This window comes from Deltaproteobacteria bacterium (genome assembly GCA_016874775.1).
Classification (GTDB): Bacteria; Desulfobacterota; Binatia; order Bin18; family Bin18; genus VGTJ01.
The window spans coordinates 1-16,162 of sequence record VGTJ01000055.1 but is presented as its reverse complement, the minus strand read 5'-3'; the positions used below and the strand labels follow the sequence as shown (position 1 = coordinate 16,162).

The 16,162-nt window shown below is 53.2% G+C and carries 13 protein-coding genes and 1 pseudogene; 4 read left to right on the top strand and 10 right to left on the bottom strand.

What is annotated here, in order from left to right; genetic code table 11:
• Positions 1-31: 31 nt before the first annotated feature.
• Complete coding sequence (locus FJ147_11445; GenBank protein ID MBM4256493.1) at positions 32-1,000, bottom strand: thiamine pyrophosphate-dependent dehydrogenase E1 component subunit alpha; 969 nt, start codon at positions 998-1,000, stop codon at positions 32-34.
• A gap of 299 nt (positions 1,001-1,299) precedes the next feature.
• Between FJ147_11445 and FJ147_11440 the strand changes: the two genes are divergently transcribed.
• The 3 genes from FJ147_11440 to FJ147_11430 all read left to right on the top strand — a co-directional run bounded on the left by FJ147_11440 (position 1,300) and on the right by FJ147_11430 (position 3,556).
• Positions 1,300-2,502 carry an amidohydrolase gene (locus FJ147_11440; protein ID MBM4256492.1) on the top strand — a complete coding sequence of 401 codons (1,203 nt, stop codon included), beginning with the start codon at positions 1,300-1,302 and terminating at the stop codon, positions 2,500-2,502.
• Positions 2,503-2,602: 100 nt separating this feature from the next.
• Positions 2,603-3,268 carry an alpha/beta hydrolase gene (locus tag FJ147_11435; protein MBM4256491.1) on the top strand — a complete coding sequence of 222 codons (666 nt, stop codon included), beginning with the start codon at positions 2,603-2,605 and terminating at the stop codon, positions 3,266-3,268.
• 6 nt (positions 3,269-3,274) lie between these two features.
• On the top strand, positions 3,275-3,556 hold the full coding sequence (locus FJ147_11430) for a hypothetical protein (protein MBM4256490.1): 282 nt from the start codon (positions 3,275-3,277) through the stop codon (positions 3,554-3,556).
• Here FJ147_11430 and FJ147_11425 read toward each other — a convergent pair.
• From FJ147_11425 to FJ147_11415, 3 genes and pseudogenes are all read right to left on the bottom strand, one after another.
• A complete protein-coding gene (locus tag FJ147_11425) occupies positions 3,533-4,816 on the bottom strand; it encodes an NAD(P)/FAD-dependent oxidoreductase (protein ID MBM4256489.1) in 1,284 nt (427 codons plus the stop codon). The two genes, FJ147_11430 and FJ147_11425, sit on opposite strands and share 24 nt — an antisense overlap.
• A gap of 18 nt (positions 4,817-4,834) precedes the next feature.
• Positions 4,835-8,337: pseudogene (locus FJ147_11420) on the bottom strand (hypothetical protein).
• A gap of 82 nt (positions 8,338-8,419) precedes the next feature.
• Positions 8,420-9,805, bottom strand: coding sequence for a glutamate--cysteine ligase (locus FJ147_11415; protein MBM4256488.1), 1,386 nt, complete (start codon positions 9,803-9,805; stop codon positions 8,420-8,422).
• 260 nt (positions 9,806-10,065) lie between these two features.
• On the opposite strand from FJ147_11415, the gene FJ147_11410 reads away from it, so the two are divergent.
• Entirely contained in the window at positions 10,066-10,554 is a 489-nt protein-coding gene (locus FJ147_11410) for a hypothetical protein (GenBank protein ID MBM4256487.1), read from the top strand.
• A gap of 8 nt (positions 10,555-10,562) precedes the next feature.
• Here FJ147_11410 and FJ147_11405 read toward each other — a convergent pair whose 3' ends face one another.
• From FJ147_11405 to FJ147_11380, 6 genes are all read right to left on the bottom strand, one after another.
• On the bottom strand, positions 10,563-11,294 hold the full coding sequence (locus tag FJ147_11405; protein MBM4256486.1) for a hypothetical protein: 732 nt from the start codon (positions 11,292-11,294) through the stop codon (positions 10,563-10,565).
• Positions 11,284-11,823, bottom strand: a complete 540-nt coding sequence (locus FJ147_11400; GenBank protein MBM4256485.1) for a sigma-70 family RNA polymerase sigma factor — start codon at positions 11,821-11,823, stop codon at positions 11,284-11,286. Before FJ147_11400 ends, FJ147_11405 begins: the two co-directional genes overlap by 11 nt.
• 80 nt (positions 11,824-11,903) lie before the next feature.
• Positions 11,904-12,209 (bottom strand): Rieske (2Fe-2S) protein, encoded by a 306-nt coding sequence (locus FJ147_11395; GenBank protein ID MBM4256484.1) that lies wholly within the window; start codon positions 12,207-12,209, stop codon positions 11,904-11,906.
• An 83-nt stretch (positions 12,210-12,292) separates the two neighbouring features.
• Complete coding sequence (locus FJ147_11390; GenBank protein MBM4256483.1) at positions 12,293-13,258, bottom strand: terpene cyclase/mutase family protein; 966 nt, start codon at positions 13,256-13,258, stop codon at positions 12,293-12,295.
• Between the two features lie 113 nt (positions 13,259-13,371).
• Positions 13,372-15,048, bottom strand: coding sequence for a phosphoenolpyruvate mutase (locus FJ147_11385; protein ID MBM4256482.1), 1,677 nt, complete (start codon positions 15,046-15,048; stop codon positions 13,372-13,374).
• A gap of 139 nt (positions 15,049-15,187) precedes the next feature.
• Positions 15,188-16,117, bottom strand: a complete 930-nt coding sequence (locus tag FJ147_11380) for a class I SAM-dependent methyltransferase (protein MBM4256481.1) — start codon at positions 16,115-16,117, stop codon at positions 15,188-15,190.
• Positions 16,118-16,162 lie beyond the last annotated feature (45 nt).

Sequence of the window (16,162 nt, the reverse complement as noted above, 5' to 3'; positions counted from 1 at the left end):
CACCCAACCCCTAGCACCCAAGCCCTAGCACCTAGTAGTTCACATACACATCTGTAAACGTCTCTTTGACGTCCGGGTATGGGCTCTCGTTAGCAAACTTCACTGCGTCATTGATCTGTGTTGCGACGCGATTGTCGATTGCTTGGAAGTCAGACGCACTGACCAAACCGCGGGTGATGACACTTTCGCGAAAGAGTGTGATCGGATCGCGTTCTTTTTGAAATTTTTCTTGATCGGCAGCAATCTTGTAAAGCTGCGCATCGCCCTCGAAATGGCCATTGAAACGATAGGTTTTGCATTCTAGCAACGTTGGCCCTTGTCCCGTGCGTGCCCGTCGTATCGCCTCGCCTGCGGATTCGTACACGGCAAAGACATCATTCCCATCAATGGTAATGCCCGGCATGTTGTACGCTGCCGCGCGGTCGGCAATATTTTCCACACTGCAGTGGTAATGGGCAGGTGTAGACTCTGCATAGCCGTTATTCTCGGCGACAAAAACAATCGGCAGTTTCCAAATTGCGGCTAAGTTCAAACTTTCGTGGAGCGTTCCTTGTTCAGACGCGCCGTCACCAAAAAAACAGATAGTGACTTGGTCTGTTTTCTTCAGCTTGGCTGAAAGGCCCGAGCCACAGGCGAGGGGCGGGCCGCCGCCGACAATACCATTGGCACCAAGCATGCCTTTATCCATATCAGCGATGTGCATCGAGCCGCCTTTACCTTTGCAGGTGCCCGTCGCCTTGCCGAACAACTCAGCCATCATGCCGTGTGGGTCGACACCTTTCGCAACACAATGCCCATGCCCACGATGCGTTGACGTCATGTAATCGGCATCGGTCAGATGTGCGCAGATGCCGACAGCAACCGCCTCTTCTCCAGCATAGAGATGAACGAAGCCAGGAATTTTGCCGTTGCTAAACTCGACCTTGACACGATCTTCGAAGGTACGTATGAGCTGCATCCGTTCATAGATCCACAACAGTTTGTCTTTACTGATGTCCATGCGTGAACCCTCCTTCACCAGACACGGCAAACTGCCCCGCTCATAGCACGAAAGCTGGAGAGCGGTCTAGCCATGCTTAATGCGAGTTGAAGAAAACCTTGCCTTTCCACGCTGGGCACGATAGGAAGAGGAGCAATCAGCTTATCGGACAGCTGTCAGCTGTCAGGAATCAGCTTTCAGCTTTTCCAGTAAATTGTTTGTTCCATCCTTGTTTGGCTGACTGCTGATCGCTGATGGCTTCTTCGGTTAACTGACAACTGTGAGCTGAGGGCTAAGTGCATTCATAAGGAGGAAAGATCATGACTACCCGTTTACCGTTTATCGATAGTGATGCCCATGTCATAGAACCAGTCGACATGTTCGAAAAATACCTGGAGCCAAAATTTCGTGATCGCATGCCTTACGCTTGCGCTGACTACAAAGGCGACCCCTTAGGTTTTGGTTTCGAGTTGAAAATTCCTGCACCGAATGGCGGTGAGTACCTCATGCCCTTTGGTCGTGATCCGTTAACCGGGAACAATAGTATCGACAAGCATTCGCATTTTGCTTCGCTTGAAGCGGGATCGCGGATTGCCTTGCCTGGTCAGGATGATGCCTACGCAGAATTCGCCCGCCAGGGATTTCCACCGCAGATGTATAAATTGGCGATGGAGCGCACCGGGATCGATTACATGGTCGTGTATCCCTCGGCGGGGTTGTTGACAACCGCTGTCCCTGATCTCGAAGCTGATCGCGCTGCTGCCTATCGCCGTGCTTATAACAACTGGTTACACGATTTCTGCTCGGAGACCGAAGGTCGTGTCTTTGGTGCGGCGTCAGTGGATTTACGCGATGCCGAAGAAGCTGCCCGTGAAGCGCGCCGTTGTGTGAAAGAGTTCAATTTCAAGGCCGTGCATATCAATCCAGTCCCGGTCGGACCGCACCGACTCTATGACGATTTCTACGAACCGTTGTGGAATACGTTAGAGGATCTGAACGTGCCGCTTGCGGTTCACACCGGAACAGGGACTGACGCAGACGAGATGCTCTATTACTATCTGCCGCGATTACGCACGGCGCAAACGACAGTGGCGTTCACTATCGGGAATATCCTTGCTTCCACCGCGCTGATTATGGGTGGCGTACTTGATCGTCACCCCAAGCTCAAAGTCGTGCATTTGGAGTCCGGTGCTGGGTGGGTGCCGTTTTGGCTTGATCGGCTTTCGGCCAGCGTGCAAGGTGGTTTCCGCGGCTTAGATATCCCAGGGTTAAAGATGCATCCAATGGATTACTTCAAGCGGCAGTGTTTCATTGCCGCCGACCCAGACGATCCAGGAATCAAGCAAGTGATCGAGTATCTCGGCGACGAGAACATTGTGACCGCCACCGATTTCAGCCACCCAGAAGGACGCCGGTACGAGGTTGCGGTCAAAGAGATGCTAGAAGTGCCAGGCGTATCGCTTGAAAGTAAGAAGAAGATTCTGTGGGACAATGCGCTGAAGCTCTATCCGATTCGTCCGTAGTGACGACCCTGCTGACAACGCTTTGCACTTGCATGAAGGGGGCCAGAAAGTAGGTCGGAATAAGCAAAGCGTTTCGACAGATGGTTTGAGGAGATTAGGTATGAAGCAACGCAACTTTCGCATGATTGAAACTAATGGAGTTCGCCTACGTACGGTAGTTGAAGGGGAAGGCCCACTGGTGATTTTGCTGCATGGATTTCCGCAGTGCTGGTATCTGTGGCGACATCAAATCGATCCGCTGGTGGAAGCAGGGTTTCAAGTCGCAGTGCCCGACCAGCGTGGCTATGGCGGCAGTGATCGTCCGCCTGCGATTAGCGACTATAACATTCGCACCCTCGCGGCTGATGTCGCGGGTATCGCTCCGGCGCTAGGTCACAAGCAGTTTATTGTGATCGGCCATGACTGGGGTTGTGTTGCAGCGTGGAACACGGCGCTGTTGCACCAGGATACGTGCCGAGCAGTGATGGGGTTGTCTGTGCCGTTTTGGCGTATGTCAGCCACTACAGTGAATCCTCCTGATATGGATGATCGCTTCTGGTACATCCGCTATTTCCAGCAACCAGGGATTGCCGAAGCTGAGATTGAGCGAGATCTCGAACGGAGCCTGCTGTCGATCTACTACACGATTTCTGCTGATGCGCCACCAGCAAGCTTCATGAAACAGTTGGAACATCCAAGAACGAGCGGAGTCCTCGATGCTATGTTGACGCCCAAGCAGCTTCCCTCGTGGCTCTCGCGTGAAGATCTTGATTACTACGTTGAGTAGTACAAAGTGAGTGGCTTCCGCGGGCCAATCAATTGGTATCGCAACATTCCGACGAACAACAGTATTACTCCTGAGTTAGAAACAAAACGATTCATACAGCCAGCGGCATTCGCAGCTGGGGCGCAAGACGATGTCCTTCTTTTCGATCCCAACTGGCGTACGTCGTTTACGAAAGCCTTTGACGACCTGCGCTTCATTGAACTTGTCGAAGGCGCAGGGCATTGGGTGCAGATGGAAAAGCCCGCCGAAGCGACGGCGCTGATTCTACGTTTTCTCCGAGGACTGTGATGAAGGTTCTCCAGTGATCAATCGCGCGCTACGGTTGCGAGTGAAATAATTCCATGCCCACTGGATAAGCACGAGGATGCGATTCTCAAACTCGACGAGATGGATCAGATGAATAAAGAGCCAGGCCAGCCACGCAAGCAAGCCGGAAAAACGCCAGCCGTTAATATCAGCTACGGCCTCGGCTCGCCCTACAATCGCCATGCTACCGCGATCGTGATAGCGGAATGGTGGTGGCGTTTGCCCACGTAAACGGTGCTGAATCGCCTCAGCGACATAGTGTCCCTGTTGCATCGCCACAGGAGCAACCCCAGGAAGTGGTTGTCCCTGTGGGTTGCGGTAGTGCGCGAGGTCGCCGATGACAAAGATGTTGGGATGTCCAGGGACACTGAGATCTGGTACCACCATGACACGACCAGCACGATCAAGCTCGACGCCGGTTGCCGTAGCAAGAATACGACCAAGAGGAGATGCTTGCACTCCTGCCGCCCACACTACCGCGCGCGTCGGAATATTCTCGGTTTGCTCATTTCTGCGGATGACAACGACATCTGGTTGAATGTTGGTTACGGTCGCGCCGGTGAGAACCGTGACGCCTAATCGAGCCAGGGCTTCTGTTGCTTTCGCAGAGAGTTCAGCTGGATACGCCGGAAGAATGCGGTCAGTTCCTTCCACCAATAAAATACGAGACTCGGCTGGATTGATATGACGGAAGTCATGTCGGAGCGTGTCTTTGGTGAGTTCCCCTAAGGTCCCTGCTAACTCCACACCGGTCGGGCCGCCGCCAACAATCGCAAACGTCAGCCAGCTCCGCACTTGTTCAGGATCAGACTCACGCTCGGCTGCTTCGAAAGCGAACAAGATGCGGCGTCGGATCTCGGTAGCGTCTTCAATCGTCTTGAGGCCCGGGGCGAATTGTTCCCATTGTGCATTGCCAAAATAATGATGTCGTGCACCAGTCGCGACAATAAGGGTGTTGTACTGTACCTCTCCATCAGTGAGGACAACGCGACGATTGGTAACGTCGATGTCGGTGGCTTCTGCCAACAGCACCTTAACATTACTCTGACGTTTGAGCACCGCTCGCAATGGAGAGGCGATGTCTGCAGGAGAAAGCCATCCCGTCGCGACTTGATAGAGTAGCGGTTGGAAAAGATGGAAATTACGACGATCAATCAACGTGATTTGGACAGGAGCGTCTTTCAACGTGTGAGCAGCGTACAGACCGCCGAACCCGCCACCAATGATCACAACGTTCGACATTCTTTCAGCCTTGATCGATCAATGACCCAACTCCTCAACAAGCACTTTCGCTTCGTATAAGTCCTTGGTGTCGAAGCCTTCGGTGAACCATGTGTAGAGGGTGGATAATCGCCGGTGCGCTTCCCGTTGTTTACCTTGTTGTTGCCACAGCCGAACGAGGCTTAGGGTGGCACGCAGTTCAAGCGATTTGGCGTGTTGTTTTTGCGCAATGTCGATGGCTTTGAGGAAACACCCTTCTGCCTCCGCAGGGATGCTAGGTGCTAGGTGTTGGGTATTGGGGTCTTCGGACGCCGGACGCCGGACTGTAAGACTAGTTCCCCCTTGAGACGATACAATTCAGCTTCGAGGCGATGCTCCTCACTGGCAGACATGGCGGTGAGAGCCTTAGAGAGAAAGGTCATCGCCTGTTCGATCTTTCCTAGTTTTCTATAGATCTCGGCCTGTAACGCGAGAAAATACGGTTGCGCTAGCTCTGCCCTCACTGTTTGTCTAGCCATCAATCCCTGCCGTATCTGCTGCAGCCCTCGCTCTGCCTCTCCTTGTTCTGCGATGGCCCACCCCTGTCGAATCGTTCCTGCCGATACCAATGCAGAAAAACCATGCTCGTGGGCAAGTGCGATCCCTGCTTCAGCTTGATGCTGAGCAGGTTGACCTTCGCGACGGAGGTGATGAAGCCCGGCTGCAAAGACGTGTGCGTAACTGAGGCTGAATGGATCCGTCAAGCTTTGAGCCAGCGTGAGCGCTGCCTGGCTCTGCTGTAAGGCTCGATCTGGATATCCCAGAAACCAGAGAACACGGGCAAGCTCGCAGAGGCAGGCAACTCCGGGGTCTGCTCCGCCGTGCAGAGTTAAAGCGTGGTGCATCTGCTGATCATAGTAGGCCATCGCGCGTTGCAAATGGGTACAGGCCGAAGAAAATTCTCCTAACCACAGCAACGTACTTCCGAGGGCGCGATGAGCTTCGAGTAAGAGCGCCGCATCGTGGGTTCGTTCTGCGATGCCGCGAAGCTGCTCGCCAATCTCGCGTGCGGCAGTTAAATTTGCCCGTACATGCTGCAACACCCACAAGCCGCGAAGAACAGCAAAGAGTTGTGGAGTTTCCTCCTGGTGCTGGAGCAATTCCCGTGCTCGTGTGTATGCGCGTTCTACTTCAGGGGCAGAAGGCCCTCGTGTCACTTGAAGGGAAGCGGCTAACGCCAACTGTAAGTCAAGTTCTCGTTGGGGGTATGCAGAGATGTCTGGCAAAGATATCACTAGTTGTATAGCAGATGTCAGATGGTCAATAGCCTCGGCGTGAGCAGATCGTCGGGCCGCGTACTGGGCCGCCTTCTGGAGGTAGGTCACAGCTTTTTCAGTGTTACTACTGTGACTATAGTGATGCGCTACGGTACTGTAATGCTCCTCTAAGCGATCGAGATAGAGTTGCTCAATCGCCCGCGCCGTTTGTTCGTGCAGTGGTTTGCGCCGCTCTACGAGGACCGAGTTGTATGCCACCTCTTGCGTCAGTGCATGTTTGAAATGGTACTCGACCTCGGGAAACGCAGGTCGTTCGTAGAGAAACTCTTTGTGTTGGAGAGCTGAGAGTAGGCGATACAGGTCGTCTTCTGGGAGTGCGATCACCTCTTTGACAAGGCTCAAGGGAAATTCACGCCCGATGACTGCCAGTTGTTGCAGGAACGCTTTCTCGTCTGGCGCGAGTCGGTCAATGCGGGCAGCAAGGACACCTTGGACGGTGGTTGGAATACGCAAATCCGGTTGGGAATGCAGGGGAGGGACAGGTGTCAAACCTGCCTCTACGCCGTCGCGGATTAACACACCTTGTTCTACCAGTTCCTGCACAATCTCTTCCATGAAAAACGGCGTGCCTTCGGTTTTGTCCAGAATGAGTTGGTTGAGGCGTTGTCGAGACGTTGCCTGCAACGTCTCGACCGTTGCCGCACCTAACAGCACGTCAAGAAATTCTTCGGCTTCGGCTTTGCCAAATGGTGCAAGGCGTAGTTGCAGGTAAGAGGTCTTTGCCTCCCACGCGTGTCGATACTCGGGGCGGTAGTTCACCAATAATAGTATTCGTGTGGAAGGGATACTCTCGGTGAGTGTATCGAGAAACCCTTGGGTCTCGCTGTCGATCCAGTGCAGATCCTCAAAGATCAAGAGTAGGGGTTGGTTGAGGCTTTCACTCAGGAACAAGCGCGTGAGTGCGTCAACCGTCCGCCGTCGGCGGATCTGCGGGTCCATCTGTTGCAGAGCGGCTTGCGTGTCGGTGACCCCCAACAGAGCAAACAGATACGGCAGCGTATCTTCGAGGCTACGATTGAGCATCAGGACTTTGCCACCAATCTTCTCACGTCGGGTGCGTTCGTCGTCCTGTGGTTGCAGCTGGAAGTAACTCTTGAGCAGTTCGATCACAGGCAGATACGGCGAGACTTTGCCATGCGAGACCGCATAGGCTTGTAACACGAGGCAAGCAGATTGCGTCTGTTGGGGCGTATGGCAATACGTCCGCACGAATTCGTAAAACAGCCGAGATTTTCCTAATCCGGGTTCACCCATGACGCCGACAATTTGGCCCTGGCCTGTTTGCGCTTGAGCGAAAGCGCGCTGCATCTGTTCCATTTCGCTGTGGCGCCCGACGAACCGCGTCAATCCACGGCGAGCAGCGACTTGTAGGCGTGTACGTAAGGGACCGGCACTCAACACTTCATAGATGGGTACAGGCTGATCGATCCCTTTGACCTGCGCTTCGCCGAGAAATTTGCACTCAAAATAGCCTTCGATCAATTTGTAAGTGTGATGGCTGATAATGATAGAGCCTGGCGTGGCGAGATTCTCCATCCGCGAGGCGAGGTTGGTGCTGTAGCCGACTGGAACGTAATCGACATGCAAATCGCCTTTGCGAATCGAGCGTAGGACTACTTCTCCGGTGTTGATGCCGACACGAATTTGTAAGGGGGTCCCTTTTTCCAGGCGCAAGCGGTCAGCATAGTGGCGCATCTCCTCTTGCATACGCAGTGCAGCATAGAGTGCTCGTTGGGCATGGTCTTCATGAGCGAGCGGCGCACCGAACAAGGCAAAGATACCGTCACCCAATGATTGAGCGACATAGCCATCGTAGTGATGCACAGCCTCCATCATCAAATGCAGTGCAGGGTCGATGAGCTGGCGCGTGTCTTCGGGGTCCAGGGCTTGGGTTAGCGTGGTGAAACCTGCCACGTCAGCAAAGAGTGCGGTAATGGTCTTGCGTTCGCCATCAGTACTAGCGCGAGTCGTTATATCTGTCTGCTCTGCAAGAATTCGCTCAGCGAGATGGTGGGGAGTCCAGTGCTTGGGATTTACTGCGGGTTGGGAGCTTGCAGATGGAGCGAGAAAGTTGGAAACGATAGCCTTTCCGCAGCCTCCACAGAACTGGTCATCGAGTTCATTTTCAAAGCCACAGGAGGGACACGAGAGCGGCAGTGCAGAACCACAGGCCGAGCAGAATTTTCTCCCGGTTTTATTTTCTTTGTGACATTGTAGACACTGCATAGTTCCCTCGGTTCTGGCGGATGGCAGCCATTGCTCTCTTCATAAGAGAAGAGACGAGGGAACTCTAGTGGTGTTGGAGGAGTTACTTTTCCTCTTCCGATACCCGATATGCGGTACCTTCAATAAGTCGCTTAATGTCGTAGTTCCACTCCCCCATCCATTTTTCGATGACACCGTAAGCCGGACACTGCCCTTTGGCTAGCTCTTCGCGCAGACGTTCAAGGTAAATGGTTTCATTCTCGCCTTTGGTGTTGCACTGATTGTGACGTTCGAGTCCAGACCAGGCGATTGCAAGTAACTCTTTGGCATAATCTAAAAGGGTGATGCCACGGACACGGACACCAAGCGCTTGGCGGTGTGAAGCAAAGTATGCTTCCACACGCTCTTCCCAGTCCCATTTCTTGACCAAATCCCAAGCAGCCAGCAGGCAATCGTTTTCGTAAAAAATGCCTTTACATAAGGCTGGAACTGCCAACATCAGGTCGGCGGGCTGTTGGTCGATACAGCGAATTTCGAGATACTTCTTAATGCGAACTTCCGGGAAGAGTGTCGTCAGATGCTGGGTCCAGTCTTCCATCGTGGCGCGGTCACCGTTGTGACCGTCGGTGAGAAAATCACGGAAACGAATACCGGTCATATCAATCCAGCGACCATGACGCACGATGAAGTACATCGGGACATTCAGCGCGTATTCCGCATAGTCTTCAAAGCTTGCTCGCTCAGAAAACGCAAATGGCAAAAGCCCAGAGCGACGGCGATCGGTATCGGTCCATACATGGCCACGCATGGTGAGAAAACCGTTGAGGCTGCCGTCTGAGATTGGCGAATTGGCGAACATGGCCGTAAGAATCGGAACCAGACCCATCCCTGCGCGGAATTTCATCATCGCGTCGGCTTCGGTGCTAAAGTCGAAGTTCACTTGAATTGATGCCGTCTGCTTCATCATGCGATGACCGAGGGTCCCGACCTGTTCCATGTACGGTGCCATGAAACGGTAACGCGTTTTAGGAATCCACTGGATGTCATTAAGCGGACTCACTGGCTGCATGCCAAGGTTGAGAAAAGCTAAATCGAGTTCATCGGCGATGGGCAAGAGATGTTTGAAATGCTTCTGTAACTCGATGTTGGCACAATGGATCGTTTCGCATTGCTCGCCAGACAGTTCGAGTTGTGCTCCGGGTTCCAGGGAGATATTGGCCCGTTCACCACGCAAGGCGATGACATGTCCTTCTTCTTCGACAGGTTCCCAACCCAAGGTATCGGCAAGACGAAACAGCACACGCTCGATACCGCGTTGACTGGAGTACCGCGCTGCTCGACCACTACGACGAGACACACCAACCATCTCGTACTCAGTGCCGAGTCGCCACGCTTCGCGAGGCTTTCCTGCTTGATAGAAATAATCAATTAACTGGGAGCGGTTTTCAACAACCTGTGCCGCTTCCGGGCTTTCGACATATTGCGACATAATACCCTCCCTCTCGGGTACTCCCTCCGATTACGCGCGGTCAGGGTAGCAGACAAACGTGCTAAGGCAAGTGCTATTAGAAAGACCCTTGCTTTTCTCGTGGAAGAGCAAGGGCTCATTCCGATAAGAGTTTTGGGCCTTTGTATTATTCGCTGCGAAGCGTTTGCTATGAGTTGCAGGAGAAGTCTAAAACCAGTACCTATAGAAGGAAAGATTGTAGTGCCATATCGGAGATGTCTGGCGATTCAGTGAGGTGGAGTATGGGAGATGAGGTGTGGAACTCGATCGATCGATTTCTCGAGAGATACGGAAGTCTCGTACTGGTAATGGCGATGTTAGTGGGGGGGCTTACGATCTATCCACTTGTCTTTGGGGAAAAAACTCGCTCAGGCGCAGCCGCACGAGAATGTTTACCTGGTGATTCGGAAACCTGGATCCCGGCGGAGGGCTTGACCTGTGTCAGTGCTCGTCCACCAGCGCTCACCGGCTCCTTTGAGGAAGATTTTGTATCGTATCAGGTGCCGCAAGAAAAAATTTCTGAACATGTTGATCTCTGGCAGCGTTTTGCGCAGGGGGCTGAACGTAGCCGGCGCTGTGGGCATGGCTTACTGACCAATTCTCCGCGCGCATGGCCGCATGTGGAAAAGCTTGAAGTCGTGACTGCTCTTCCACCCAATATGGACGAGGGATGTGTGTGGGTGATGCGCGAGACCGGCTGGTTCTATATCCAGGTGCGTTGGGGCCATTAACGGGCGCATCACGCTGACAGGGCGTCAATTTCTTCTTGGGCAAGTTCACGCATATCGCCGACGTTTACCAACGTTTCCTCTGTTACGAGATAGACCGCGCGGATCCCCAGCGGAACGATCGAGAACCCATCGCGTTTCACCACACCTGAGAATGGGCGATTCCAACGTTTCGACACAAAGAGTGATACCTCTTGGTCTTTGTTGCGATACACGAGCTGTAAAAACATGTGGCTGAGCGGGTTACTGAGTCGCGCCCCTTCAAGATGAAAGCCGGCAGGAGCCAGGTTTGGGACATCTTCCAATCCTTCCTCGCGTAAGACATCTTTGAGGCTTTGGGGATCAAGCCAGGAGAGGGAGAAGGGTTGGGTATTGTTCAACTGCACTTCGGCAATCAAAGCCGCACTAAACGCGGCGGTTTCTGGATCTGACGGGGCAGAAAAGATTTGCCGACCAAGGACGAGGGAGAACAGCACCGCAGCAGCGATCCCAGCCACGCGCCAGCGACGAATCCAGCTCTGAGGAGAAATGCTGTCGAGAATGCGGTCCTGTAGCTCTTCGACACCATCAATCGGCGTTCGTCCTATCTGCCGGAGTTGTTCGTCGAGACTCCGCATAGCCTCCATCTCTCGCAGACAGGCGGGGCAATTATCAAGATGCTCAGCGACACTAAAGGTATCCTGTGCGCCTAATTCATCATCGATAAAGGGGTTCAGTAGTTTCTGAATATCTTTACATTCCATGGCCAGAAGATCTTTCTCCCCCTTTTGCGGAGGTTGAAGGAGTCAAAAACCGACGTAACTCCCGTCGTGCGCGAAACAGTCGCGACATCACCGTTCCTATGGGGATATCGAGAATCTGAGCCGTTTCTTTATAGGCAAACCCCTCGACGATTACGAGCCACAACACATCGCGAAACTCTGGTGCTAGGTGGTTCATCGCAGCCAGAAGATCATGGCGGTCGCCACTTTCGCTGAGTGGGAATAAAGGGATCACTTTTCCCGAGACGTTTTCTACGTCTTCTGCCTCGGTGAGGGGATCGTGTCGCTTTTTCCCTGCCGCTTTCTTCAACACATTCAGGAGGATTCTAAACAACCAGGCCCGACAGTTCGTTTCCGGCTGATAGGTGCGAAACGACCGCCAAGCGCGCAGATATGTTTCCTGCACGGCATCTTCAGCTCGGCTGCGATCGCCGCTCATCCGTGCTGCGGTACGCAACAAAGCCTCGATATGGGGAAGAGCCTCCTGTTCAAACGATGCTCGGTTCCGCATCTAGGGTCTCCCTTGCTAACTCAAACTCCGGCTGCATGGGGTTTATTCCATAGCCAACGGCTAAAGAAAAGAATAGCAGGTTAGAGCGAGAGGTACAGCAGGTTATTTTCCATCTTGACGGAATAAACGGTTGCCTGGGCTGGACGCTCGCTGCTTCCGTCGCGGAGGTCGAAACGCCAGCCATGCATTGGACATTTGACTCCACCAGCATCATCGGTAAAACCGCGAATCAGCGGACCACTACGGTGTGGACAGCGATTCTTGATGGCGAACACCGTACCGTTGATATTAAAAAGAGCGATCTCGATACCGTTGAGCTTAACGAGTTTGCGGCTACCGGGCGGCAGCTCATCGACAGGACAGGCTTCGAGCCATTGTTCGGGCATGGTCGAAGAACGTAAAACGTAAAACGTAAAACGTAAAGTGGAGATCAGTCTGCTTCTCTTCTTTACGTTTCACGCGTTACGTTTTACGGAATGTATCCCCATAACCGTATGACCTCTTGGCGATCGTTGCCTTGATACGCCTTATACTTCAGTAACGTATCGAGGCCATCACAGGTGCGTTCAAGGTTGGTTTCTTCACCAGGAAAGTCGCCCCAACCATGTTCATTCTTATGCGTGAAGATCCATTGCAGGCCGCGTATGATGACCTCTTCTGCACGAGGATCGTTAAGAATGCGGGTGACAACCATCAGGGAGCGGGTACAGTCCATGGTGTGATCAACATTCTCGCCATCCCATGAGCCGTCCTGAGCTTGCCATTCATAGAGCTTGGTCGCACCTTTGGCGCAGGATTCTTGCGCTCCACTGAGGCGGCGGTCAATGACCAGATCTGCCACCACCGCGTCTTGAATTAAGTGAGCGGTAATTTCGACCCCTGAGGGATGAAAATCGTCGTCGTACCAGCCACCGTCAGCGCTCTGATTATCAATGATGAAGCGACCACCTCGTTCCCACGAACGCAGGACATCGGCTCGGCGATACGGTTCCTGTAATCCGAGCACAACATTAAAGAAACTCACAGGGTGGCTAGTGGTATCGAGGTCAGCCCAGCGTGGATCGACCCAATGACCATCGGCTTTTTGCGTGTCGAGGAAGTAATCGATCGCACGCTGCACGGACTTACTGATCTGCTCGTTTTTCAGTAACCGATTGCCGCGAATGAGCATGAGTCCGCAAAACGCAGAAACCCATACGGTACTTTCATTGTCAGCAGAGAACGGACTCCAACCGCCATCAGTATTTTGGTAATCGACGAGAGCGAGATAATCAGGCAAAAAATCCGGTGTTGTCTTCGCGTGCAGGAGAACTCGTAGTGCATGCGCTACGAGTTCAAGGTCCTGCGGGCTAGCGGTGAGGCTCCAGTTATTTTTCTCTCGTAAGAAGAAGGCGTACTCACTTTTAAGCAGTTGGTCGATGTGTTCAAAGTGCATCAGTTAAATCCTCAATCATGCTGGCAATCAGCGCTCAGCAATCAGCGGTCAGCCACACAAAAAGAACCCCTTTCTTCGTTTTTCGCTGAAAGCTGAAGGCTAACTGCTGACAGCTATTTCACCTTCGCCCACGCCCGGCGGTAGTCCTCGAACGTATCGATTTCCAACCAGCCTTTATACGTGTCTACGCAAGCAACCTTTCCGCCGCAGTTGATAATCTCTTGTAGAATGTCGGTGAATGCCGCGCGCTCTAACGAGTCTGCCTCGTGGAACTTCCGCGTCTGGGACCGTTGGCGTGACTGCTGATGGACGGTGCGCAGCAAACGCGCACCGTCTTCGGAGAACATTGCCAGGCCGATGAATTCTCCGTCAGCTTCATTGGCATTGAGGGTACGACCGATCTTTGCCAGCGTTGTTCCTTCCGTCGTCGGTAAGAAACGATAATCTTTTTGTGGCGGCTGGTGTGTGATCACCAGGTCTGGCTTCCTCACATGCAGTTCTTCCTGGGAGTGAGGCTGATCCCCCCACGCGCGGTCAACAACAACGTTAATATCGGCTTCAGACTTCAAGAGCTTTTCGAGAATGGCAGGGTCGAAGATGATGTCTGAGTACAGGAACAGGAAACGTCCTGCCATTTCCTGTTCTGCGAGAAAGAGTGAGGCGAGCTCGCCGGTGTCACGAAACCGATCATTGTCGTAGTAGCGAATATTGGGAAGGTTGATCTGTTCCTTACGGTAGCCACGGACTACGGCAACATCCTTTACGCCACATTCATTGAGTGCTTGAATTTGTCGTTCGAGAATGGTCTTACCTTTGATCTCCAGCATCGCCTTGGGGCGATCTTCAATCAACGGTAGCAAGTTCTCTTCAAAGCCCGCCGCAATAATGACGGCAGTGACCTCATGGCCACCGGGGAGCAGGAATTTCTTCTCGTTCGTTTGTAACTCAGGGACACCAACCAGTTCGTAGATTTCAGGGAGCGTCGCAATGCGATTATCGACAGCGGCAGGGCGAGCTTCCGCTTTTAGCACTGCAAGTGATTCCCGCATCGCTTTCACCGCAGCTCGCAACGCTTGGTTAGCGAAGATGACAAGCTTGAACCCTGCTGCAGCGAGATCATTGGCAGTGATGCCAGCGTAGGTGGTTGGAACTGCGACAAGTGGGCATGCGCTATCCCATGCATCAGTAAAATCCTTCAATTCGTCGAACGTTGAGGATTTTGAATGGACGAGAACCGCATCCGCCCCAGCCTCCGCGTAGGCACGGGCACGAGTCAGCGCTTCCTGTGTTCCCCAGCCAGCAATGAAGGCTTCCGTGCGTGCGATGACAACAAAGTCAGGATCGTTCCGTGCCGCTTTCGCGGCTTGAATTTTGCGCGCGTGTTCGTCCGTTGGAACGAGTTCGCGTCGCACGCCGGCATAAAAACTACAACGCTTCGGGAAGATATTATCTTCGATGCAGAGCCCGGCGACACCAGCGCGTTCATATTGCGCGACCGTGCGCATAACATTGATTGCGTTTCCGAAGCCGTTGTCACAATCGGCGATGACAGGGATATGCACGGCTTCAACCATACGCTGCACGGCATCCAGCGTTTCACTCATTGTGAGGATATTGGCGTCAGGGAGGGCACTGACGGCTGAAATTCCGAAACCGCTAGCCCAGATCGCATCAAACCCGGCTTCTTCCGCAAGTTTCGCTGATAATGCATCATGGGCACCAAGGACCAACGCTGGGCCCGGCCTGCGTAACAGCGCTCGTAAAGTTGCAGCAGCTGTAGATATTGGCATAGTGAGCAAAACCATACGCGCGGTGTTCCAGAGCCGCAAGAGCCTGAAGCGATCCAAACGTACGTGAGGCAAAGGTGTCCGCGTCGTGGCAAGCGGCGATAGCCGGGTTTTTCAAGGCCCTGGGAAATAGCGGCGAATGTTAACCCTTTTTACGACCAATGGCACACACACCACTTCCTATCGGAGGAAGGATACGCTTAGCGAGATGCGCAAGCGCAAAACTGTTTCCGGCACCGAGCTTTTTCCATAACCCGAGCAGTGCCGGAGCACCGGAGCAATAAATCACCTTACAACCGATGCGCTCCAACAATGCCGACAGTGTGTGGGTTGTGAAGTGGTTCCACTGGCTATTCGGGTGAAGGGTGCTGCCACGCGTTTTCAATTCTTGCAATTGATGTGCATTCGGCACGTCGATAAGGAAGATGCCACCTGAAGCTAACAAAGGAAGCAGTTGCTGAGCAATCTCCACAGGGCGATCGACATGTTCAAAAACCTGCCACGCCACAATAGCATCAAACTTTCCGATGCGTGGGGGAACATAGCTACTCAACGGCTCAGCGCTGAGGCGATTGAAGTTAAAGAACTTGTTTCCCGCTGCTACTAAAGACTTGCCAATGTCCTGCCCTTCAGCATCCCATCCTGCATCGACAGCATGTGTCACGAGCAGTCCATTACCACACCCGAAGTCAAACAGACGGCGTCCGGTGGTGTATTTGCTGAGAAGATTCAGAATGAATGGCGCGTTACTTTCCTGCCTGTCCAAGAACGCTGGTGCAAATTCTTCCATATCGGGATCGGGATTGTCCTTTGTGGCGGGGAGGTCTGGCCGTGGGTTGGTGAAGATCATGCCACACGTGTTGCACTTGTCTACTTTGCTCGTGCCGCTGATGCGGCTGTTCGGCGCATCGATATACTTAGAAAGATTGTTCCCGTGGCAGATTGGGCAGGCGATCGTTTGCATGACCGTGTGGCTTATCAGCTCTTCGTTCATTCCTAGCTGAAACCACGGCCGCTGGCCGTGCGACCCGAAAAGCTTCGGAGCGATCCGGCGTGCAGGCCCGTCACGCACCCCATAGGTTCTCCTCCCAGGAAGGTCCGCTGGGGCAGGAAGGAG